The 20,153-nt window shown below is 36.1% G+C and carries 26 protein-coding genes; 19 read left to right on the top strand and 7 right to left on the bottom strand.

Going from position 1 to position 20,153, the window contains the following annotated elements; genetic code table 11:
• The first annotated feature begins 76 nt into the window (after positions 1 to 76).
• Positions 77 to 973, top strand: coding sequence for a GNAT family N-acetyltransferase (locus Ami3637_RS18250; protein WP_162361387.1), 897 nt, complete (start codon positions 77 to 79; stop codon positions 971 to 973).
• Between the two features lie 65 nt (positions 974 to 1,038).
• On the opposite strand, the gene Ami3637_RS03770 is transcribed toward Ami3637_RS18250, so the two are convergent.
• A complete protein-coding gene (locus Ami3637_RS03770) occupies positions 1,039 to 1,563 on the bottom strand; it encodes a DUF6512 family protein (protein WP_162361386.1) in 525 nt (174 codons plus the stop codon).
• Between the two features lie 38 nt (positions 1,564 to 1,601).
• Here Ami3637_RS03770 and Ami3637_RS18245 point away from each other — a divergent pair, with 38 nt between their 5' ends.
• From Ami3637_RS18245 to Ami3637_RS03735, 8 genes are all read left to right on the top strand, one after another.
• Positions 1,602 to 1,802 carry a helix-turn-helix transcriptional regulator gene (locus Ami3637_RS18245; RefSeq protein WP_330586809.1) on the top strand — a complete coding sequence of 67 codons (201 nt, stop codon included), beginning with the start codon at positions 1,602 to 1,604 and terminating at the stop codon, positions 1,800 to 1,802.
• Positions 1,796 to 2,497, top strand: coding sequence for a helix-turn-helix transcriptional regulator (locus Ami3637_RS03765; protein WP_330586808.1), 702 nt, complete (start codon positions 1,796 to 1,798; stop codon positions 2,495 to 2,497). Before Ami3637_RS18245 ends, Ami3637_RS03765 begins: the two co-directional genes overlap by 7 nt.
• Positions 2,498 to 2,597: 100 nt before the next feature.
• Positions 2,598 to 3,038: a GyrI-like domain-containing protein gene (locus tag Ami3637_RS03760; protein ID WP_162361385.1), complete on the top strand. Its 441-nt coding sequence runs from the start codon at positions 2,598 to 2,600 to the stop codon at positions 3,036 to 3,038.
• Between the two features lie 89 nt (positions 3,039 to 3,127).
• Positions 3,128 to 3,604 carry a VOC family protein gene (locus Ami3637_RS03755; RefSeq protein ID WP_162361384.1) on the top strand — a complete coding sequence of 159 codons (477 nt, stop codon included), beginning with the start codon at positions 3,128 to 3,130 and terminating at the stop codon, positions 3,602 to 3,604.
• Positions 3,605 to 3,801: 197 nt separating this feature from the next.
• On the top strand, positions 3,802 to 4,131 hold the full coding sequence (locus Ami3637_RS03750) for a PadR family transcriptional regulator (protein WP_162361383.1): 330 nt from the start codon (positions 3,802 to 3,804) through the stop codon (positions 4,129 to 4,131).
• A complete protein-coding gene (locus Ami3637_RS03745) occupies positions 4,128 to 4,805 on the top strand; it encodes a DUF1129 domain-containing protein (protein ID WP_162361382.1) in 678 nt (225 codons plus the stop codon). Before Ami3637_RS03750 ends, Ami3637_RS03745 begins: the two co-directional genes overlap by 4 nt.
• A 120-nt stretch (positions 4,806 to 4,925) precedes the next feature.
• Positions 4,926 to 6,518: a hydroxylamine reductase gene (gene hcp, locus Ami3637_RS03740; protein ID WP_202931085.1), complete on the top strand. Its 1,593-nt coding sequence runs from the start codon at positions 4,926 to 4,928 to the stop codon at positions 6,516 to 6,518.
• Between the two features lie 274 nt (positions 6,519 to 6,792).
• A complete protein-coding gene (locus tag Ami3637_RS03735; protein ID WP_162361381.1) occupies positions 6,793 to 7,554 on the top strand; it encodes a hypothetical protein in 762 nt (253 codons plus the stop codon).
• Positions 7,555 to 7,627: 73 nt separating this feature from the next.
• Here the strand turns inward: Ami3637_RS03735 and Ami3637_RS03730 are convergent, their stop codons facing one another.
• Positions 7,628 to 8,221: a DUF4309 domain-containing protein gene (locus tag Ami3637_RS03730; protein ID WP_162361380.1), complete on the bottom strand. Its 594-nt coding sequence runs from the start codon at positions 8,219 to 8,221 to the stop codon at positions 7,628 to 7,630.
• Between the two features lie 242 nt (positions 8,222 to 8,463).
• Positions 8,464 to 9,060, bottom strand: coding sequence for a hypothetical protein (locus tag Ami3637_RS03725; RefSeq protein WP_162361379.1), 597 nt, complete (start codon positions 9,058 to 9,060; stop codon positions 8,464 to 8,466).
• 209 nt (positions 9,061 to 9,269) lie between these two features.
• Here Ami3637_RS03725 and Ami3637_RS03720 point away from each other — a divergent pair, with 209 nt between their 5' ends.
• From Ami3637_RS03720 to Ami3637_RS03705, 4 genes are all read left to right on the top strand, one after another.
• On the top strand, positions 9,270 to 10,184 hold the full coding sequence (locus tag Ami3637_RS03720; protein WP_162361378.1) for a DMT family transporter: 915 nt from the start codon (positions 9,270 to 9,272) through the stop codon (positions 10,182 to 10,184).
• 80 nt (positions 10,185 to 10,264) lie between these two features.
• The gene (locus Ami3637_RS03715) at positions 10,265 to 11,428 is read left to right on the top strand and encodes a YibE/F family protein (RefSeq protein ID WP_162361377.1); all 1,164 of its coding nucleotides are present in this window, start codon (positions 10,265 to 10,267) and stop codon (positions 11,426 to 11,428) included.
• 177 nt (positions 11,429 to 11,605) lie between these two features.
• On the top strand, positions 11,606 to 12,052 hold the full coding sequence (locus Ami3637_RS03710) for a sigma-70 family RNA polymerase sigma factor (RefSeq protein WP_162361376.1): 447 nt from the start codon (positions 11,606 to 11,608) through the stop codon (positions 12,050 to 12,052).
• Positions 12,039 to 13,160 carry a hypothetical protein gene (locus Ami3637_RS03705; protein WP_162361375.1) on the top strand — a complete coding sequence of 374 codons (1,122 nt, stop codon included), beginning with the start codon at positions 12,039 to 12,041 and terminating at the stop codon, positions 13,158 to 13,160. The genes Ami3637_RS03710 and Ami3637_RS03705 overlap by 14 nt, the downstream gene beginning before the upstream one ends.
• A gap of 128 nt (positions 13,161 to 13,288) precedes the next feature.
• Here Ami3637_RS03705 and Ami3637_RS03700 read toward each other — a convergent pair whose 3' ends face one another.
• From Ami3637_RS03700 to Ami3637_RS03685, 4 genes are all read right to left on the bottom strand, one after another.
• On the bottom strand, positions 13,289 to 13,531 hold the full coding sequence (locus tag Ami3637_RS03700; protein ID WP_243158098.1) for a DUF4368 domain-containing protein: 243 nt from the start codon (positions 13,529 to 13,531) through the stop codon (positions 13,289 to 13,291).
• 81 nt (positions 13,532 to 13,612) lie between these two features.
• Complete coding sequence (locus Ami3637_RS03695; RefSeq protein ID WP_162361374.1) at positions 13,613 to 14,038, bottom strand: hypothetical protein; 426 nt, start codon at positions 14,036 to 14,038, stop codon at positions 13,613 to 13,615.
• 13 nt (positions 14,039 to 14,051) lie between these two features.
• Positions 14,052 to 14,468 carry a DUF2178 domain-containing protein gene (locus Ami3637_RS03690; RefSeq protein ID WP_162361373.1) on the bottom strand — a complete coding sequence of 139 codons (417 nt, stop codon included), beginning with the start codon at positions 14,466 to 14,468 and terminating at the stop codon, positions 14,052 to 14,054.
• Positions 14,455 to 14,685 carry a helix-turn-helix transcriptional regulator gene (locus Ami3637_RS03685; protein ID WP_162361372.1) on the bottom strand — a complete coding sequence of 77 codons (231 nt, stop codon included), beginning with the start codon at positions 14,683 to 14,685 and terminating at the stop codon, positions 14,455 to 14,457. Before Ami3637_RS03685 ends, Ami3637_RS03690 begins: the two co-directional genes overlap by 14 nt.
• 243 nt (positions 14,686 to 14,928) lie before the next feature.
• On the opposite strand from Ami3637_RS03685, the gene Ami3637_RS03680 reads away from it, so the two are divergent.
• The 6 genes from Ami3637_RS03680 to Ami3637_RS03655 all read left to right on the top strand — a co-directional run bounded on the left by Ami3637_RS03680 (position 14,929) and on the right by Ami3637_RS03655 (position 20,146).
• Positions 14,929 to 15,549: a DUF5688 family protein gene (locus Ami3637_RS03680; protein ID WP_330586910.1), complete on the top strand. Its 621-nt coding sequence runs from the start codon at positions 14,929 to 14,931 to the stop codon at positions 15,547 to 15,549.
• 95 nt (positions 15,550 to 15,644) lie between these two features.
• On the top strand, positions 15,645 to 16,694 hold the full coding sequence (gene potA / locus Ami3637_RS03675) for a spermidine/putrescine ABC transporter ATP-binding protein (protein WP_334297047.1): 1,050 nt from the start codon (positions 15,645 to 15,647) through the stop codon (positions 16,692 to 16,694).
• Positions 16,691 to 17,503, top strand: coding sequence for an ABC transporter permease (locus Ami3637_RS03670; protein WP_162361369.1), 813 nt, complete (start codon positions 16,691 to 16,693; stop codon positions 17,501 to 17,503). The genes potA and Ami3637_RS03670 overlap by 4 nt, the downstream gene beginning before the upstream one ends.
• Complete coding sequence (locus Ami3637_RS03665; RefSeq protein WP_243158097.1) at positions 17,500 to 18,336, top strand: ABC transporter permease; 837 nt, start codon at positions 17,500 to 17,502, stop codon at positions 18,334 to 18,336. Before Ami3637_RS03670 ends, Ami3637_RS03665 begins: the two co-directional genes overlap by 4 nt.
• Positions 18,336 to 19,601 carry an ABC transporter substrate-binding protein gene (locus tag Ami3637_RS03660; protein WP_162361368.1) on the top strand — a complete coding sequence of 422 codons (1,266 nt, stop codon included), beginning with the start codon at positions 18,336 to 18,338 and terminating at the stop codon, positions 19,599 to 19,601. Before Ami3637_RS03665 ends, Ami3637_RS03660 begins: the two co-directional genes overlap by 1 nt.
• The gene (locus tag Ami3637_RS03655; RefSeq protein ID WP_162361367.1) at positions 19,598 to 20,146 is read left to right on the top strand and encodes a beta-class carbonic anhydrase; all 549 of its coding nucleotides are present in this window, start codon (positions 19,598 to 19,600) and stop codon (positions 20,144 to 20,146) included. The genes Ami3637_RS03660 and Ami3637_RS03655 overlap by 4 nt, the downstream gene beginning before the upstream one ends.
• Positions 20,147 to 20,153 lie beyond the last annotated feature (7 nt).

Here is a 20,153-nt window from a genome sequence, read left to right as displayed (position 1 = left end):
ATGATATAATTACAGATGGAAAATATAGTTATTTTATGATTGGTTTATTCATGATTAGAAGAACGAAAGGGGCAAAATGGTTATAGAGACAGAAAGGTTAGAGATTATTCCATTAAATACAGAACAACTCAGATTATGGGTTGAAGATATTCCTGCACTGGAAAAAAGTCTGGCTTGCAGTTACAAGGCAGAACCCATGGAGGGCTTTTTTCTTGATATAGTCAGAGACCAGCTGGAAGTTACAGAGAGTGACCAGGAAAATTATTTCTTTCACAGCTTTTGGTTTTTAATTCGTAAAAGTGACCGGGTTGTAGTAGGTTCTGCCGATTTTAAGGACATTCCTGATGAAAAGGCACAGGTGGAAATAGGTTATGGCCTTGGAAAAGAATTTGAACACAAGGGTTATATGACCGAAGCCGTTAAAGCCATGTGCCAGTGGGCAATGAAACAGCCTGGGGTATCTTATGTAATTGCTGAGACGGATCTGGATGGTTATGCTTCCCAACGTATATTGGAACGATGCGGATTTACCCAGATTGACCAGGGAGAAACTCTATGGTGGAAATATGAGGGGAGTGGAGCACATCATAAAAAAATAGACATGGATAAACTGCGGAATAATAAGTTGTTGAAGGGTATTAGTTTAATCGTAGCCCTTATTTTACCGGCTTTAGTAATCAAAACCTTTACCTTGTTCAGCATAAGCGATGTATTGAATCCATATGATTACTTGTGGTCAGGATTTTATGGTTCCATATTGGTTTGTTTTTTCTTTAAAAACAAAATTTTAAAGAGCTTGGTAGTCTGCATAAATGCACTAATCATTTTGTTTTTATTATATTTTTCATTAATGGGAGGGATACAAGCTCCTTTAAGATTGTTCATAGAAATGATTGTTCCGATTGTGCCAGACAAGTGGGTCAGCAATCTGGTATATTATTTCCTGCCTTTGTCCAAATATCCACCGATTTAAAGGACTATTAACTATATAAGATGAAATATGGCAGCTGTTAAAGCTGCCATATATTTTAACCAGGTTTATATTCCATAAGACAAAGAATTGGGGTCCTGAAAAAGTGGCAGATGAGGTGGATTGAAGGTAAATACAAAAAAGCAGACTAACAGAATCAAAAGTCCCACTAACCCCAGTAAAACAGCCATACTGGAAGAAAAATAGTCAGTCTGAAGCATTTTATAATTAAAGAAATAGGCTACAAGGACACCTAGAATGAAAGTCCCAATATCAGCTAAAAGAAAATTTTCCCCCAGTATACCGGTGTAGGTGTAAAATACTGTTATAATAGTTAACATTCCAAGAAGAATAGACAAAAACTTTGCTGGAATGAAGTTTGGCAGTTCATAGCCGTAAGCAAAATATTCCAGGACGGCAAATAAAAACATTGGGGTAAAAAGCAGCTTTAAGTGTTCCCAGGTACTTTCATTTACGGCACTGAAAACAGCCACAAGCGGATTGCCACTTGACCAGGTGTAAGTAAAATGCAGCAGAGTTCCGAATATCAAAGTAAATATTATTCCGGCTATAGTCCATGATTTAGTATTCAAAAAAACACCCCCTTTAAATAATTATATGAGGTATAAGTATGCAAATTAACCGTTTATTTCAAATTATTTATATATTGCTGGACAGAAAGAGCATTACTGCGTCTGCCTTATCCGAAAAACTAGAAGTTTCAGTGCGAACCATTTACCGTGATGTTGAGGTACTTTCTTCCGTAGGAGTGCCTGTTTATATGAGTAAGGGTAAAGGAGGGGGATATCTCTTCTACCTGGTTTTGTGCTGAATAAAACGGTGCTGACGGATCAGGAAAAAGCAGACATTTTGGCCTCCCTGTATGCAGTTAATTCCGTTAAACCCGAGGAAAAAGATACTGCATTGCAAAAGCTAAGCAGTTTTTTTGGAAAAGGTAATGCAGACTGGATTGAAATTGATTTTAGCTCCTGGTCCCATGAAGATAAAGAAAATGAAACTTTTGACAGCCTAAAACAAGCAATTTTAAATCGAAAGACTGCGGAGTTTTTGTATGCCAGTGGAAAGAGAGAAGAAACACTGCGGAAAGTGTATCCCCTGAAACTGGGGTTTAAAGCACAAAGCTGGTATCTATATGGATACTGCGTTGAAAGAAAGGATTACCGTTTTTTTAAATTAAGAAGAATAAAAGAACTGAACATCCTGGAAGAAGGTTTTAACCTTGCTACACCAGCTAAAATATTTTCCGAAGATAATATTTTTAAGGAAGACTATTTTAATCTGAAATTAAAGCTTTCCTCAAAGATGGCCTACCGGGTTTATGATGAATTTTCTAAATTCCAGCTGTCAGAGGAGGGGTATTATATTGCGGAAACCATGTTCCCAAAAGGACAATGGGTATTCAGTTACGTGGCTTCTTTTGGTGATGAATGTGAAGTACTGGAACCAGAGGAGGTTAGAAACGAGGTTAGAAAAAAATTGCAAAATATGTTAAAGTTTTATTTATAATATGACGTATAGTTGTCATATTATGCTATCTATAATGACCTCATTAGTTAATCAAAAGGTGTGCAAAATGTACATTAAATTTAATCGGAGGTTATATAAAATGAATTATGAGGTAGTAACATTAAAGGAAAAGATTATTGTAGGGTTAAGTGCGGTTACATCAAACAGTGATCCAAAGATGACTGAAATTATTGGAGGACTTTGGGAGAAGTTGTACTATGAGGGAATTAACGAATCAATAAAAAATAAAGTCAATGAGTATGCTATTGGATTATATTCAGATTACCAGGGAGAGAGTTACTGTGTAACAGCTGGGAATGAAGTGTCAAAGGCAGAAAATAAAGGACTGGCTGTAAAGGTCATACCAGCAGGAAAATATGCAAAATTCTCTGTTCATGGAAATATGGAGACTGCTGTTGCAGAATCATGGGAGGAAATCTGGAAAATGGATTTAGACCGAAGTTTTACCGGGGATTTTGAAGAGTATCTGAATTCAGATCCTGAAAATGCGGATATCGATATCTATATTGCATTAAAATAACGGTCATAATGGATAAAGGTGAGAATAGGTTTTCATCTTGAGGGTAATTGGATAAGAGTATTTGAAGGATATTATGGGAGGAAATTTCAATGAAATATGTGTGTACTTTGATTGCAGTAAAAAATATAGAACAATCAAAGAAATTTTATCATGATTTACTGAATCAGGAAGTCATTGCAGATTTAGGTGCTAATGTAACTCTGACAGGAGGTTTTGCCTTACAGACGGCTGAAAGCTGGCAAGATTTTATTCAAAAGGAGGAACAAGAGGTTTTGTATGGGAATAATGATGCGGAACTATATTTTGAAGAAGACGATATAGACAACTTTATGGATCGGTTAAAAGCTTTCGGTGTGGAATATGTTCATTATCTCAAAGAACATGCATGGGGACAGCGGGTAGTCCGCTTCTATGACTTGGATAAGCATATTATTGAAGTTGGAGAAAATATGGCTGTGGTTGCGAAAAGATTTGTGGACAGCGGTCTGACAGTTGAACAAACGGCCAAGCGCATGGCAGTTCCCATAGAATATATAAAAGTATTATTAAGTGAAACGACCGTATAACCATAAAAATCTGCGCAATCTGCTAAAGCAGACATAGTCTGTTTAGTAAAAATCTATAGAACTACTAACCGTAAAAATTAGGTTAGTAGTTTTTTAGTTGACTTAGCAGTTCGCTATGAAGCGCTTGACATCTTGACTACTTTGCAATACAATGTACCTAACTACTATGCAATGCAATATAGATAAGGAGGAAGAAAATGGTACCATCACAAATGTTAAAAGGTGTGCTGGAAGGCTGTGTTCTGCAGGTTGTATCCAAAAATGAAACTTACGGGTATCAGATTGTGCAGGAACTGCGAGAGTATGGTTTCACGGAAATCGTTGAAGGTACAATTTATCCTTTACTGCTAAGACTGGACAATAAGGGGCAGATTCAATCCAGAATGGTAGAATCCGATATAGGTCCAAAACGGAAATATTACAGCATAACGCCTTTGGGAACAGAAAGCTTAAAGGAGTTCGAAAATAACTGGAACGAGCTTGAAGACATTGTAAATGCTTTATTTAATGGGGGAAAAGAGAAATGAATGCAGATGAATTAAGAAAAAGAAATAATCAATTAGAAGAACAACTGATGACTGAAAATGAAAATAAGGATATGACTCAGATTGTAGCATATCTCAGAGGGTCACGACTGAGTGAGATAAATCAGGAACTGGTTCGTCAGGATATACTGGACATAGTGGTGTCTGCAAGAGAAAGGGGTGAGAGTATGAGCCAGGCTATTGGATCAGATTACAAAAAGTTTTGTGATGATATTATAGCTGAAATGGAGCCTGGTTGCAAAAAAGAAAAAATATCCGAAATATTTGAAACCGTTTTTTTATCCCTATCAATATTGGTCCTGATTAAAATGATTTTCTTTTCTGCAGAAACCATACGAACGGCAATAGCTAGTCAGCAAGTTAACTGGAATGTTCCGGTTTCTTATCTGGATATCTTTCTAACAATTGTTATTGTTGCTGCATCATGGGGCATCGTGGAGGCAATCTTAAAAGATGCGTTTGAGGAAAATGATAAAAGAACAAGAATCATTGTAGGTTCCAGTTTTGCAGCAATCATCGTGGGAGTTTCATTGTTGTATGCACTGCACATTGGCAGTGGAATCCTATTTGAAATCAACTTAGTTGCAGGATATGGATTGTCCGGCATTCTATATATTTTAAATAAAGTTTTTAATAATTTTAAAATAAAAAAATAAATATTTCCTGTTTGTTGTAAAAACAACAGAACCATTCTTATCTTTTCTTTATAATTCGTATATAAGTTAAAACACAAATATGAGTAATAAATATTTTAATCAATGAAGGAGAGGTATGTTATGGAAAACAAAATGTTTTGTTATCAGTGTGAACAGACAGCAGCATGTGCAGGCTGTACAGGAAATGCAGGTGTATGTGGAAAAACAGCAAACACTGCTAATTTACAGGACGAACTGACAGGTGCTTTGATTGGGCTTGCCAGAGCATGTGATGGTAATTCACCAACAGAAGCTGCAACAAAACTTATGATAGAAGGTTTATTTACAACGGTAACAAATGTAAGCTTTAATGACGAAACCATTAAAGAACTAATTGTAAAAGTTGAAAAAGAAAAAGAAAGAATCGTGCCCAACTGTTCCGGATGTGGGTCAGTTTGCGGCCGTAACGATAATTATGATATGAAGAAACTTTGGGATGACAACGAAGACATCCGTTCACTGAAATCCCTTATCTTATTTGGAATCCGTGGTGTTGCAGCGTATGCTTACCATGCTATGGTGCTTGGATACAAAGATGAAGAGGTAAACGCATTTTTCTATAAAGGGCTTTTCGTTATTGGAGAGGACTGGAATATGGAACAGCTGCTTCCTGTGGTTCTGGAAGTAGGAGAAATAAACTTAAAATGTATGGCATTACTGGATAAAGCAAATACAGAAACCTATGGAACACCAGTACCTACCGTTGTTCCTCTGAAGGTAGAAAAAGGACCGTTTATCGTTATTTCAGGCCATGATTTGTATGACCTGAAACAGTTACTGGAACAGACAAAGGGAAAAGGAATTAATATCTATACTCACGGAGAAATGCTTCCTGCACATGGGTATCCTTTGTTGAAAGAATATCCGCATTTAAAAGGAAATTTCGGAACTGCATGGCAGAATCAGCAGAAGGAGTTCGACAATCTTCCTGCTCCAATCCTGTTTACAACCAACTGCCTGATGCCAGTAAAGAGTAGCTATGCTGACAGAGTCTTTACAACAGAAGTAGTTTCTTATCCTGAGCTGGTCCATATTGGAGAAAACAAAGACTTCACTATGGTTATAGAAAAAGCCCTGGAACTGGGTGGTTTTTCTGAGGACACTGAATTCACTGGAATAAACGGCGGTAAAGAGGTGACTACAGGATTTGGTCATGGTACTGTGCTTTCCGTAGCTGATAAAGTGATTGATGCCGTAAAAGCTGGAGCTATCAAACATTTCTTCCTGGTAGGAGGATGTGATGGTGCAAAACCTGGCAGAAATTACTACACAGAATTTGTAAGACAGACTCCAGAGGATACCGTTATCCTTACAGTGGCTTGCGGAAAATTCCGATTTAATGATTTAAATATCGGAGAAATCGGTGGACTTCCAAGAATCATGGATATGGGACAGTGTAATGATGCTTACAGTGCAATCAAGGTTGCTGTAGCCTTGTCAGAAGCTTTTGGATGTAGCGTGAATGAACTGCCGCTATCCATGGTGCTTTCCTGGTATGAACAGAAAGCAGTATGCATCTTGCTGACATTACTGTACCTGGGTATAAAGAATATTTACCTGGGACCAACACTTCCAGCTTTTGTTTCACCTAACGTGCTAAACTTCCTGGTTGAGAATTTTAATATCTCTCCAATCAGCACTCCGGAAGAAGACTTAAAGAAGATTCTGGGCTAATTTATAAGCAAATTTATAAACAACGAAAAAGGATACCTCTACCTGCAAAGTAAGGGGTATCCTTTTTTTAGCGAATCGGAAGTAGAGTTGATGAACGATTATAAACACAATTAAAGGAAAAAACTTAACAAATAAAACAGAAAAAACATTATGTCTAAAATTCGACATAATAAGACTAATGGGTATGTTAGTATGTATTTATAATTATATAGAAAGGAGTATAAAAAGAGGACATAACAAAAGAAAAAATTATTTTAAAGAGGAGGAGATTAAAATGAGATTTAAATTTTTAGGGGTTACTATGTTAGCACTAATGGTGCTATTTATTCCAACAATTACAGTTCATGCCACAGATACGCAGGAATCGTTAACCATGCAAGTAGAGAAAATTACGGAGGATGCACATAATAAAATTATTGGAGAAAATGAAATTAAATCAGAAGACTGGATCAAGTTTGATGTTTCAGAGCTGTCTGCGGTTTCAAATGGAATGTTTCCAAATATTCCACAGGAAGTAGGTCAAAAATTCATAAGATTATATTACATTGGACAAATAGAAGAAAAATATCATAAAGATGAGGATTTTAAACCGCTCTTTTTAATTAATAACGATTTACAAACTGCGAAAGTTGGTTTCTTACATGAAAATGGTGAAACTACAATAATTGATATTAATTTAAATGAAATACAAGCAAATTCAATGAAGGAGCTAAACAGAGCTTCTTATACTGTTTCTGGAAGTTGTTCTTTGCAAAAATCAACTTCAGGAGCAACATATAGCGTAATAAGCTCAGGAAAGACTACTACAAGTAAGAAAGTTGATAACGTTTACTGCAGCATTACTACATACATGAATGGAACAAAATTAGCGTTGACTTCCAATAATGCTAACAATGCATCATCAGTTTCGGTTCAATATGTTACACCGCCTAATCAATTTCCAGCACAATATGAAGTTCAAGGTACGCATTTTGGATTTTTAGGAGATTCAATCGTTGATTATTATTCATCGTACAGTAAATCATTCAGTAATTAATATATTAATAATTGCTAAAGGAAAAAACAGGCTACCGTACTAAAAAAGTACGGTAGCCTCTTGGCTTTTAAAACTATTTTTCTAAATCTTGAAAGATAGCAATAGAATTAACTTTTTTATTTTCTGTATTAATCTCAAAATTAACTATATATTTGTCGGCTTTATATTTAAGAATTAAAGGTTCGTTAATATACAACTCGCTATACTGTGAAGTGTATAAATCATTTGGACTCCCTAATATTTCCTCCACCTGTTCTAGCTCCATACCAATTTGAACCCCATATATTTTATTGTTACCAGTATAATAAATTCCTGTTACTTGGTTGTCGCTTACTAGAAAATAGGTATCGCCATATTTTAATAATATTCCGCCCATGAAAGAATCATTATATTCTTCAGGTTTACCCCATTGAGTTATGATTTTATCATACTTAGTTCCGATCCCAAATTCAATACCATTCATTTTACCCTCATATAATAATTTTAAAGAGGGCATATACTTTTCTTCATTTGAATGTGGATTTAGATTTTCTTTGTTTATACCCTTTTTAATTGTTTCATTATTTACAATAAAAAATATAAAAAATAAACAAATAATAATTATAATTAATAAAATCCATTTTTTTTTCATCTTTATCTTCTTACCACAATAAACATTCACACCCATTTTTTAAAATCCCCTTTCTTTGAATAAAATCTATTATAATAAAGTTGGGGTGTCAACTAATTTCTCCAATTTATTCAAAATTGATATTTAATCCAAAAACTCAAGAAAGTAGGGGAAATTAATAAAATAGTCTCAATTTAATTTTATAAACAAATTCATAAATAACGCCAAAAGGATACCTCTTACATACAAAGTAAGGGGTATCCTTTTTACACTTAGCAAATGCCATTCACAAGAAATTCTTATGGCGTCCTTGGCTCTCTTGAGCTGAAAGTAAAATAATTCAGCAAGCCTTCTGCGAAAAAGTCTCCCATCCTATCTGAGAATGACAACAGGCTGTTAAATACATCCGTATTGCTTCTATAGTTTTTATTGGCAAATGTATTTATCTCATTGATGGTCCTATCATTAAAGCTAGTCAGTAAATTGGTCAGGGTATTTTTTTCCCAGAAAGGATTAACCCCTGTAAGTAAGTTTACTCTGTCTTGAATATTTTGATTGATTTGTTCCTTGTAATTATTTACGGCGTCGGTATCTCCACTTTTGGTTGCATCAATAAGAGATATTAACAGATTGATATAATTTGACATTAGAATGGCATGCTGGTCTGCCATAGCGTCTCCGAAGTATAGTCTGAAAATATTTGCATAGGTGATAGGCAGCTCCATCAGTTTTTCTTTAGCAGATTGTATAAGCTCTGGATCTGCATCCAGGAACACATAAACTAAATAAGCTCTCATCCAAGTTGCTATGTCTCTCCAAATCATTCTTAACCGGAATAACAGGTTTAACTGCCCTGGAGTTAAGTTATATTCGGGTAGCTGATTAATATGAGCCATGTGAAATCCTCCTTCTCTTGAACTAATATAGTATATTGCAGATAAATCACTTTGAGACCCCATTCCATAGTAAAACTACAGAAACAAACAATCAGAAAAAGAATAGTATGTAATGATAAACTCAAGTGGAAAAAAATGAAGTGTATCGTAAAATAGATCAATTTGTGCTATAATCGCAAAAGAGCATTTTTTAGAAAAGAGATTAAATCATGGAAAGACAGACACACAATTTACAACAAAAAACAGGTTATCTTATGATATTAGTCGCAGGCATGTTGTGGGGAAGTATTGGCTTATTTGTAACCATATTAAAATCTTTAGGTGCCGGTTCGGCCCTGATTGCCTTTCTGCGGATTGGGACAGGATTTATCCTGCTTATTCCTATCATGTATGCCATGAAAGGCAGAGAACTGTTTAAAATTGATAAAAAGGGGATTCTGATGTGCTTAGCATTAGGTGTATTCTCTCAGGGTCTGTTTAATCTTTCTTATAATGAAGCTATAAAGAACGTGGGAGTTGCCACTGCATCGGTACTTTTATATACCGCACCAATCTTTGTATGCATCATGTCGAAGCTATTTTTTAAAGAAAAGATAGGTTGGATAAAAGTAGCAGCTTTGTCCTTAAATGTTATAGGCTGCACTCTTACAGTAACCGGGGGTGATTTTACATCCGTTCATTTTTCTGTATATGGAGCAGCTATGGGGGTTACGGCAGGTTTTCTTTATGCAATGATGACTATATTAGGGAAGACGTCTATGAAAAACTATGATTCCCTGACCATTTCTTTTTATAGCTTTTTCTTTGGATGTTTATTTCTTGGGATTGTTATGCAGCCATGGGAAGGTATCACAAACCTGATAAATCCATATTTTGTAGCAGCGGCTATTGGGTTTGGGCTGATTCCTACAGTGGGTTCCTATTTCTTTTATATGAAGGGCCTGGCAAAAGGACTGGAGGCTTCAAGAGTTTCGGTCATTGCTTCGGTGGAGACCGTTGTGGCTGCATTTATTGGGCTTGCAGTACTGCATGAGGCAAGCAGCATGATGAAACTGATGGGTATTGGATGTGTAGTTGCTTCCATTTGCTTTATGAATATAATCAAATCAGAGAATATAAGATAGAAAAAATGCACAGGTATTAAAGTAATGAATTATGGCAGGAGATATTGCAAATTTATCAAAGGGCGAAGGGGGTTTGAGGAATGAGAAAGTTTTTTACGAAAAAAGTAATTACATTAATAATTATAACAATTTTGTCTACATTATTTGTATATATAGGAGCAAATGTATCGAAAGCGCAACTGCTTACAACCAGTGACAAGTTTTACAGGGCAAAAGTGCTTGGTCTTGAAGATGTAAAGGTTGGCCAGGTGAGTCTGGATAATGGTGCTTCTTCCGTATCCAGTAAAAGTGTCTATTTTAAAGCACAATTTACCAGTGGCCCGTATAAAGGAAAAGTCCGCACCATGCTTCAATACATTGATTACATGTATGCGGTGCAGCCTAAAACCGTTGAAAAAGGAGATAACATCGTTATTTCTTATGCGGCAGATCCGTCAAACTCACACGAATCATGGATGTTTATTGACTACAACAGAATCAATTACATGATTGTAATTTTCCTGCTGTTTGTGGGCCTTATTATTTTCATAGGAAGATCCAAAGGTGTTGCTACCATCGTATCTCTTCTTTTTACGGCAGCAGCAGTATTTATGGTATATATTCCGGGTATTTTAAGTGGGCAGAATATATATTTATCCACTATTATTATTTCCATATTTATCATTTTAATGAGTCTGACATTTTTAAACGGAGTGAATATAAAGACGTTTTGTGCGGTACTGGGAAATATAGGGGGACTGGCGGTAGCCGGGATTCTTGCCCTTATTACCAATCATGTTTTGGGAATTACTGGGATTGTAGATGAAGACTGTTTATTTTTAATGTATGTCAATAGTGGACATCCTTTAGATTTGAGGGCCATTGTGTGGGGCAGCATTGTAATAGGCTCTCTTGGAGCGGTAATGGATGTGGCCATGTCCATTGCTTCTGCCATGAACGAACTTTCAGAAACAATGGAGGATAAGTCAGCTAAAAAGATGATTAAGTCAGGCATGAACATTGGTAAAGATGCCATAGGTACCATGACTAATACTTTGATTCTGGCATATATTGGTGGATCTCTTGCTACGGTTCTGTTGCTTGTTGCCTCCAACAAAGATCCCCTTTATCTGTTTAATATGGAAATGATTATAGTAGAAGTTCTTCAGGGGATTATAGGAAGTACAGGAATATTGTTTGCAGTACCTGTCACTGTAGTTATTGCTGCATATTTATATAACAAGCCAAAGCATCATGAACTTTAACAAATAAATAGAATACAATATAAAAAACACTGTATCAGAATAATCCTTTTGTTTTGATACAGTGTTTTTTTGAAAAATTTAAAACTATTTATAGACTTGATTTATCTAATTATGGAAAGGAGGAGCAAAGTACGTACAATGCAGCAAATTACAGATGAGAAATTTTTAGATCTTTTAATGAGAAAAAAAGAAAATTTTTATAAAATAGCTTTCAGCTATGTAAAAAATGAGCAGGATGCCTTAGATGTTATACAGGAAGCAACCTGCAGGGCGTATACAAATATAAAAAGTTTGAAAAATCCTGAGTTCTTTAATACCTGGTTTGTAAGAATCTTAATAAATACAGCCATAAGTACATTGAGAAAGAACAAAAAGTATGTTCAGATGAATCATGATGAACAGGTTATTGCCCCTGGGGGGTTAGATGAGAGTTACTATGACTTAGTCAAGGCATTGGATTTGCTGGACATGAAATACAAAAGCATAATTCTTCTGAAATTCTACGAAGATATGACTTTCAAACAAATAGGAGAAGTGCTGAATAAGCCGGAAAGTACTATAAAAACAAACTACTACAGGGCTATGGGAATTTTGAAAGGACATTTGGATTATGAAAGAGTTTAAGGAGCAGATTTCTATTCCATCAGAACTAGATGAGGCAATTTTAACGGGAATAAAAAAAGGAAAAATAAAAATGGAAAAAAGAAATAATGTAAAAAAGAATATGCTGAAAACAGCAGCAGTTTTTATAATTGGTATAGGCGTTTTTACTGCGGGCATAAATGTCTCTCCAGCTTTTGCAGATTCGATGAGGGCTGTACCCGTTCTTGGAACATTAGTACAAATATTTCAGGTAAATAAAGCAGAAGTATCAGGTGGGCAAACTGTCACCAATGCAAAGGGAGAGATCTTCTTAAAAAAACAGGAGGGAAAAGAACAGCTTATTATAAATTTTGCAAACAGTGAAAAGGCCAGCCGGTATAGTGCCACCTATCAGAAAGATCCACAGAGTATCACTGTAGCATTACCGGGTACAACGGATGTGACCCTTTTATCAGACTATAAACGGTCTGAAGGGGAAAGCGCATTTATAAAATCCGTATATAAACTTATGACTCTGGATGATTCTATGGTAAGGTATGTGGTGGAGATTGAGGATTATTCCAATGTTCAAGTCAGTGAATACAAGAATCCGGGACAGATTGTCATTGAAATAACCAAAAATGAAAACTATACTTTTCATGATATTTATTCTGTGCGCTCTTATTCCTTTAAAGACGGTGAAAGTTTCGCCCAGTTAGAAGAAAAATTAAAGGGGCAAAAATACAGAATCTTAAAAGATGAGCAGGAAAAAAGGTTTTTTGAATTTGCACAATTTGATAGTAAGGACAAGGCAGAAAAGTTTGCTAAGAAATTTAACAAAATAGATACATTGATAGAAGTAAGATATGGAAATAACGTCCCTGTTTGCTTTAATGATGCTTCTGATTATGAAAAATATAACTTTACCCTGATGTATGTTGAATTTCTCAGGGAGGCAAGAACACCAGAAGATATAATCAGGTTTATTGATAAAAATAAGGAGGAATACCCTCAATACTTAGAACTTATGTTAAAGGGCCTGACTGGAATGCTGAGGGGAATGGATTCGTCCCAATATGATTCCAAAGCTTTAGATAAGTATTACAAACTAATTGGAACAACCACCCAGGAAGAACTGAACAAGTATTAAACCAGGTAAAAGTGCATAAATATCAGATTATAAAAACGGCGGCGGTGAATATGCCCCATGTCAATAAGGATGTTTTCAGTTTTTAAGATTTGCCGTAGAATATCAAGTCCTACGGCTTTTCTCTTACCCTAAACCTTGCCCACAAAGTTGAAATAGACATCAACCTGCTGGGTATAATTTTTCTTTTTGTGCGGTTCGGAACGTTCATGTACAACAATCTTTTCTACAAATTCACGCACGATTTCGGGCGTTAGCTTCTGTATATCGGTATACCTGTCTACAATGGTCATAAAGCGGTCAACACTCAGCTTCCATGCGGCATTTCCTTTAATCAAGCGCATTACAGTCAATATCTGTGTTGGGGCTATCACAAATTCCAGTTCATGACTTTTGGAGCGTGTGTTTATTTGCTCGTCACGCTCATTTTAAATAGATGCTTCATTGATGTTTTATTATTCATCTGCGCTTAATTCTCTTTCTTCATAAAAAATAGTAAGCTCATGGAAGAAAATATTCATTTCAACTGTTTTCCACGCTGTGCCTTGAATCAAAATTCCTTCAAAGTGGGCAACGGATTCATTGTACATTTCATATATCATGTCAATATATCCGCTTTCTAAATCTTTTTCTAATACATCGGTATCAACACATTCTCTGTGATTATCACGGAGATACTGAATTTCACATTCTAGATTAGAAAGTTTAGCAAAAACCAATTTTGCAGGACCTGTTCGGATATAATCTTTATTTTTTAAAATATATATCCCGTGCTCTAATTCAAAAACCAGAGATTGTTCAGATAATGACACATCGGTTACATAACAATCGTGCATATGAAATTCTGGTTTTTGAAATGAAAAAATATGTGTCTGAGTCATTCTTATTTCTCCCTCACATGTGTTTTTCATAATAGAAGCTGGAAAAAATATCTGTAAACATCATCACAGAAAAAGAAAACGCAAAACCCATTCCGACACCCATAATGAGCTGGGCCTCATGTTTTGCTCCTACAATCAGAAAGAAAAGCATCAAAACAAAGTTGATATTTTTTGCTATGTGAAAAGCTCTGCTGGTAGATGTAAGCAAAATAAGCCGATTCCGTTCATCGAATTCTTCAATGTGTTCCTTTTTTGCGGTTTCTTTATTGATACTGATAAAGAACTCACCGGCACCAATCAGCAACATTAAAATGCATAGAATAATGCTTTTCGCATCAAATCCTTTTAAAAATCCAAATGCCAGTAGAGTTAAGCCTAAGAGTAGAGACATAATTCCGTATACAAGTTTCTTTTTGTCATAAATCTTCACGCTGTTTATCCTCCAATTCTTTATTATCTTTCAGGCAACATAAATCTTCCACTGTTGTTTCAAACACCTCTGCCATTCGATAAGCCAGCATAAGGGAAGGACTGTACTGTTCTTTTTCAATAGAAATGATGGTTCTTGATGAAACATAAACTAAGTCTGCTAACTGCTGTTGTGTCAGATTTGCTTTGTTTCTTAATTCTTTCACTTTTGTTCTCATGATTCCCTCCCGAACAGTGAAGCTTGCTTCACCAGAAGTTTGCTTCATGTTACTATGAAAATAAAGAAATGTCAAGTACAAACACGAAGTTTACTTCAGATAAATGGTATATGCAACTCTTTTGCATATACCATTAAAAAAATTTATTAAATACGGACTACTTTTTTAAAAGAGACTTGTAAAACAATTTAAATGGAATATAATGTAAAATATATATAAAAATGTAAATAATAGGAGGAAGAGATTAATGTTAAAAAAGAGGAATTTAAAGAGGGTATATCCAAGTTCAGCCACACACTTATTATGATCCTGATTAATACTGAAGAGAACCGGGAACTTGTGAAAAAATCCCCACATAAAGATTTTTTAGATTTATCTATCATTTACAGGTGTATGGTTTCATCAGAAGATAATCAGTTGGGAACTATACTGGTTGATTATGACTTTATGAAGCTGTTAAAGATTAATGAAGAGGAGCTTTATGAAACTGCCAGACAAAATACAAAAAAGCTGTTGCCAATAAAAGTAAAAAAGCTGGACGATATAGTTAGTGAAATGCTGGAACAGGGTATAAAAGAAGAGTCGGATTTATATGTGATTTCCAACGATATTGGAATGAATGGAGCCGTATGTATAACCTATGAAGAGGAATTGTACAGCCTGTCACAAAAGTTAGATTCGGATCTATATATTCTGCCATCCTCCATCCATGAAGTGATTGTACTGCCTTCAAGGCCAGAAGATAAGCTATGGCTGAAAGAACTTGTCAGAAACGTCAATGAAGAGCAGGTATCTAAAGAGGAACGTTTATCCTACAATATATATTATTATGAACGAAAAAACAGAAAGATTTTAATTGCATGAAAAAAAGTGTATACCTTAATTGAAGTAAATATTGCATCATGATATAATATCAATTTGGAGTAACTACTGTACTAATTTTCGGAGGAAGAATAATGATGAATGACATTATTGTCAGCTTGCAGAATATAGCAGCGGAATATGATGGAGAACGAGTTATAGACAACTTAAATCTTGACATAAGAAATGAAGAGTTTATAACCTTTTTAGGCCCATCAGGCTGTGGTAAAACCACAACCCTAAGAATCATAGGAGGATTCGTGAATCCTGTTGCAGGTGATGTTTTCTTTGATGGAAAACGTATAAACGGGCTGCCGCCTTATCAGCGTCATGTCAATACAGTATTCCAAAGGTATGCATTATTTCCACACTTAAACGTGTTTGAAAATGTGGCATTTGGACTTAGATTAAAGAAAATGCCGGCAGACCAGATTCATAAAAAGGTTCAAAACATGTTGGAACTTGTGAATCTATCCGGTTTCGAAAACAGAAACATAAACCAGCTGTCAGGAGGACAGCAGCAGAGAGTTGCCATTGCCAGAGCACTGATCAATGAGCCGAAAGTATTGCTACTGGACGAACCCTTGGGAGCACTTGATTTAAAACTAAGAAAAGATATGCAGATTGAGCTGAAACGGATTCAGCAGGCATTAAAGATTACATTTGTGTATGTTACTCATGATCAGGAAGAGGCATTAACCATGTCAGACCGGGTCATCGTTATGAGAAATGGGAAGATATTACAGAGCGGGACTCCTCAGGACATTTACAATGAGCCCGCAAATGCTTTTGTAGCAGATTTTATCGGAGAAAGCAATATTATCAGTGGGGTGATGCATAAAGATTACCTGGTTGAGTTTGCAGGGGTTCTTTTCCAATGCGAAGATGCCGGTTTTACACCTATGGAAGCTGTTGATGTTGTTGTAAGGCCGGAAGATATAGATGTGGTTCCTATCGAACAGGGAAAAATAACTGGAAGAGTAGAAGATATTATATTTAAAGGAGTCCACTATGAAATCACCGTAAGCGGACACGGATTTAACTGGCTCATCCATTCTACAGACAGTCAGCAAGTTGGAGAAATGATAGGGATGACCCTTACTCCAAATGATATACATGTAATGAGAAAAATGGAGGAAAAGAAATGAATTCAAGACAGGCAGCTTATCCATATCTGATGTGGACAGTAGTCTTTATTGCTGTTCCTCTTGGATTGATTATGTATTTTGCCTTTACGGACATGCAGGGCAGCTTAAGCATGCAAAATTTAGTGCAGGCAGGCCGATATTCATCTGTATTTGTAAAATCCATCTGGCTGGCAGCAATTTCAACAGTACTTTGTCTGGTTATCGGGTATCCTATGGCTTATCTTATGTCCAGAATGAAAGGTGTAGGCAGCAGGACCTTACTCATGCTCCTGATGCTGCCTATGTGGATGAACTTCCTGCTTAGAACTTATGCATGGATGACTCTTTTGGAAAATAACGGTGTGATAAACAATATATTAAGTTTTATTGGCTTGGGACATTTACAAATGATTAATACCCAGGGAGCAGTTGTATTAGGTATGATTTATAATTATATTCCCTTTATGATTCTGCCCCTTCATTCCGTCATGGTAAAAATCCAGAATGATGTGATTGAGGCAGCCCAGGACTTAGGGGCTGGTCCGGGAGAGGTATTTACCAAGATTGTGTTTCCTTTGAGCAAGCCCGGTATTAAAACTGGTGTAATGATGGTTTTTGTGCCTGCTGTAAGTACCTTTATCATATCCCAAATGCTGGGAGGCGGACACAATCAGCTTATAGGAGATATTATTGAAATGCAGTTCTTAGGAAATGCATACAATCCTAATTTAGGTTCAGCGATTTCGTTAGTACTGATGTTGTTGGTTCTGATGTGCATGAGTGTATCAGGATTTCTGGATGATGAAGGAGTGGAGGAAAGACTACTGTGAAATGGTATTCAAAAACATATATCGGGGTGTTTCTGGCGTTTTTATATCTGCCTATTATGATCTTGATTATCTTTTCGTTCAATGACACGAAAGGAAGAACTTTTACAGGGTTTACCACAAAGTGGTTTGTACAGTTATTCAGTGATGCAGCTGTGATGGATGCCCTTTGGACGACTATTGTTGTAGCACTTGTTTCATCAGTGATTGCTACGGTAATGGGGACAGCAGCAGCTTTTGGGCTGGAAAAGATGGATGCAAAACTGAAATCCGTTGTAATGAATTTAACCTATGTTCCTATTATAAATCCTGAAATTATCACAGGTGTGTCATTTATGCTTTTATTCGTTACAGCAAAAAAATGGTTTGCCACAATGGGAATTGATTTTCAATTTGGCTGGACTACCTTAATTTTGGCTCATATAACCTTTAATGTTCCTTATATCATATTGAATGTTCTGCCGAAGCTTCGCCAGCTGGACCATTCACTGGTGGAGGCAGCTATGGATTTGGGTTGTAATCCTTTACAGGCATTTCTGAAGGTAACCATCCATGAAATCAGGCCCGGGATAATGGCTGGGTTTCTAATGGCGCTGACTTTTTCCATGGACGATTTCGTGGTGTCCTATTTTACTACCGGGGCCAAGCACCAGACCTTATCCGTTATGATTTATGCTATGACAAAGAAACGTGTCAGCCCAGAGATAAACGCTTTATCCACTATGATTTTTATAGCGGTTCTGGCAGTTTTAGTGATTGTAAATTTACTGGAACGCAGAAATGAGAAAAAATTAAAACAGGTCAGCCTTAAAGGGAAGGATGGTGCTGCGCAATAATGATACATAAAAAAAGTTTGAAAAATATTGCAGCTATGAGTCTTGTTATGATTATGGGAGTGCTCCTTTTTATTTCACCTTTAACAGCAGCAGCAGAAACCAATTACAAGGCAAAAAATGTTCAGAAGTATGATGAACAGTATTACAGCAGATTTAAGGGAAAAGACATTGAAATAAATGTGTATAACTGGGGAGAATATATTTCAACCGGTGAAGATGGGATGATGGACACTAATGCTGAGTTTGAAAAACTCACAGGGATTAAGGTCAATTATTCCAACTATGAAACAAATGAGGGAATGTACGCAAAATTAAAGAGCGGAGCCAATTCCTATGATGTTATATTTCCTTCTGACTATATGGTATCAAGACTGATACAGGAAAAAATGATACAGCCTCTTAACTATGACAATATTCCTAATTTTAAATACATTGGTAAAGAGTTTTTAAACCCGGAGTACGATCCTGAAAACCAGTATTCCGTCCCATACATGTGGGGACGTGTCTGCATCATATATAATGAGAAATTAATAGGGCATAAAATAAGCAGTATCAATGAATTATGGAATCCTGAATATGCTGACAAAATACTCATGTTTAAAAATTCCAGAGATGCCTTTGCACTGGCTCTTGAAAAATTAGGATACAGTATAAATACGGAGAATAAAAAGGAACTGGAACAGGCTGCAGAAGTGCTAAAACAGCAGAAACCTTTGGTTCAGGCTTATGTTATGGATCAGATTTTTGACAAAATGCAGGGAAACGAAGCGGCTATTGCACCTTATTATATAGGGGACTACTATGTAATGAAGAAAGTCAATCCGGATTTGAAAGTTTACATACCGGACAATACAAATATTTATTATGATGCGGTATGTATTCCATCGGATGCAAATAATAAAGAAGCAGCAGAAATGTATATTAACTTTCTAAATGAGCCTCAGGTTGCAGCAGACAATGCAAAATTTATTATGTATTCATCACCCAATACCGAAGCTGTCAAACTTCTGGATGATGAAATACGAAACGATAAGGACTTATACCCACCAGTGGAAGATTTAAAGCATACTCAGGCATTTGTTAACTTATCGGAAAAAACCAATTTGTTCGTAGATCAGCTTTGGACAGACGTTCTGTCACAGGATGATGCTTATCTGGACTGGGTAATGCCTGCATTTGTGGTATTTTCTATAGTGGTCATACTGACCAACAGTATACGTAAAAAGAGAAGAAGGGAAATAGGAAATGGAGGAGAAAAGAAATGATTAATGATATCGTGGAATTTAACAAAAAATTTGTAGCCAACAAAGGTTATGAGAAATATATCACCAATAAATATCCGGATAAAAAGCTGGCCATCTTAACCTGTATGGATACCCGCCTGCTGGAATTACTTCCTGCTGCTTTAGGGTTAAAAAACGGAGATGCTAAGATTATTAAAAATGCCGGAGGAGTGGTATCCCATCCTTTCGGAAGTGCGGTGCGTAGCTTGCTTGTGGCTATCCTGGACTTACAGGTGGAGGATGTCATGGTCATTGGCCACACAGACTGTGGTGCACAAAGTATGGATGCACAGAAAATGATTAAGAAACTGAAAGAAAGAAACATATCCGAAGAGCATATTAATCTGTTACATTACTGTGGCGTAGATTTTGACACATGGCTGGGAGGTTTTGACTGCGTAGAAAACTCTGTGAGAAACACTCTGGATATTTTAAAGCATCATCCGTTGATTCCTAAAGATGTAAGAATCCGAGGATTTATAATGGATTCAGTTACTGGAGAATTAACTCCCGTAGAATGTGAATAAGTGATAA

It is taken from the genome of Aminipila terrae (genome assembly GCF_010120715.1).
Lineage (GTDB): Bacteria > Bacillota > Clostridia > Peptostreptococcales > Anaerovoracaceae > Aminipila > Aminipila terrae.
This window is presented reverse-complemented; position numbering and strand designations above follow the sequence as displayed.